Origin of the sequence: Streptomyces sp. NPDC057616 (assembly GCF_042800575.1) — a bacterium.
Lineage (GTDB): Bacteria > Actinomycetota > Actinomycetes > Streptomycetales > Streptomycetaceae > Streptomyces.
Genome location: NZ_JBHVGU010000019.1, coordinates 11,988 through 13,211, shown reverse-complemented (window position 1 = coordinate 13,211; position 1,224 = coordinate 11,988). Strand labels below are relative to the sequence as shown.

At 74.0% G+C, this 1,224-nt stretch carries 2 protein-coding genes; both read left to right on the top strand.

What is annotated here, in order from left to right; all coding sequences use genetic code 11:
* The first annotated feature begins 113 nt into the window (after positions 1-113).
* Complete coding sequence (locus ACFU97_RS23850; RefSeq protein ID WP_384259827.1) at positions 114-353, top strand: hypothetical protein; 240 nt, start codon at positions 114-116, stop codon at positions 351-353.
* Positions 354-513: 160 nt separating this feature from the next.
* Positions 514-1,080 (top strand): TIGR04222 domain-containing membrane protein, encoded by a 567-nt coding sequence (locus ACFU97_RS23845; RefSeq protein WP_384259825.1) that lies wholly within the window; start codon positions 514-516, stop codon positions 1,078-1,080.
* Positions 1,081-1,224: the final 144 nt, after the last annotated feature.

Below are 1,224 nucleotides of genomic sequence, written 5' to 3'. Positions count from 1 at the left end.
CAAAACAGAAGCCCCCACGGGCCGCTCGGCCCCGGGGGAGGCCATCCCCTCCCCTGCCCCCGATTCGGTGTGTCCGGGGTGCGGAGCGATTGCTTCCGCAGGAGTCTGAAGGCATGGCACATCCACCGCAGCAACCGCACATCGTGGTGCACTCCCCGGCGCTGGACGGCTCCCGGCGGGTCACCGAGGGCGACGAGACGCTGGGGATCGCCACCCACGTGGACGACGTGGGCGAGATCCTGCGGCTGGCCGACCACTACGTCACCGACGTCGAGGACAGCGAGCTCATCGAGTGGCAGGGCGGCGGGCCCGACGACTGGCCCGGCCTGTCGGAGCACCACGAGGAGGCGTGAGCGCGCACGTACGCCCCGGGACGTAGGACGTCTACGCAATCCTCAAATGAAGCTCTGAACACGGTTCAAGAGGCTTCAACCGCCCCCGCGGAAGGGCACATTGTTGTCACGCGGAGCCCGCCGGCACGGGGGCGGCGGGCTCCGCGACGGGGGGTGTGCGATGGCCAGGTCCACGACGGTCGTGCTCGAACCGCACGACGTGGCGCTGATACGGGGCGGCCGCAGGGCCGCGGTCACGGTCGCCGTGCTCGAACTGCATCTGCGCGGCGTGGTCCGCGCGGGCCGGCCGGGCACCATGCGGACCTCGGGACCGGCCACCGGCACCGCTCTCGGGCCGCTGGCCAAGGCCGTGCACGCGGCGCTCCACCGGCCCGCGGGCATGGGGCAGTTGCTGGAGCGCCAGGGGGTGCGCACGGCGCTCGCCGAGGCACGGTCCGCGCTCGCCGCCGCCGGGCTGCTGCGCGTCTTCCCGCCCGGCCGCACCGGCGCCGCCCGCCGGTCCCTGAAGGAGCTGCGCGACCGGCATCCGCTGCCCGCGGACCGGGCCGGCGTGCCGGCCGAGGAGATCCTGTTCGCGGTCGCCCTGTACGGGGACCGGGCGCTGACGGCCCTGGTGCCGCGCTTCGCCCGGGACGCGGGGCTGACCGGCCGGGGCGGTACGACGGAGCGGGAGCTGCCCGGCGCCTCCTGCGGCAGCGGCGGCGGCATGAGCTGCGCGTCGGTGTGACGGCGCGGGCACACGCGAAGGGGCGGACCGCTCCACCGGACGGAGCGCCCCCCGTCTTTCACTTCCGGCTTAGACCTTCAGCACCCCGAGCGAAGGAGGGGGGTGGCACGGCTCAGGAGTAGGGTCATTCGACCTCACAGACTT

What these genes read in the sequence shown, in the direction of transcription:
- ACFU97_RS23850 (WP_384259827.1), top strand. Translation starts at nt 114, where the DNA reads ATGGCACATCCACCGCAGCAACCGCACATCGTGGTGCACTCCCCGGCG.
- ACFU97_RS23845 (WP_384259825.1), top strand. Translation starts at nt 514, where the DNA reads ATGGCCAGGTCCACGACGGTCGTGCTCGAACCGCACGACGTGGCGCTG.